Genomic DNA, 298 nt, shown 5'->3' with positions numbered 1-298 from the left:
GTCCATGAGTGCCTCAACAAGTGCGAGCGAGTCAGCAAGTACAAGCGCCTCAATGAGCGCTTCAACGAGTGCTTCAGAATCCGCAAGTACCAGTGCATCGCAAAGTGCCTCAACAAGTGCATCTGAATCCGCAAGTACGTCAGCGTCCATGAGTGCCTCAACAAGTGCGAGCGAATCGGCAAGTACATCAGCGTCACAGAGTGCATCGACAAGTGCATCAGAGTCAGCAAGTACCAGTGCATCGCAAAGTGCATCGACAAGTGCATCAGAGTCCGCAAGTACGTCAGCGTCGATGAGT

At 52.7% G+C, this 298-nt stretch carries 1 pseudogene; it reads right to left on the bottom strand.

Going from position 1 to position 298, the window contains the following annotated elements:
• A pseudogene (locus HMPREF2571_RS10770) lies at nucleotides 1-298 on the bottom strand (MSCRAMM family adhesin SdrC); the annotation flags it as partial.

The sequence above is a fragment of the Streptococcus sp. HMSC068F04 genome, from assembly GCF_001837455.1.
Classification (GTDB): domain Bacteria; phylum Bacillota; class Bacilli; order Lactobacillales; family Streptococcaceae; genus Streptococcus; species Streptococcus salivarius_D.
Note: the sequence above shows the minus strand (reverse complement) of the source record. Positions and strands in the feature narration are given on the sequence as shown.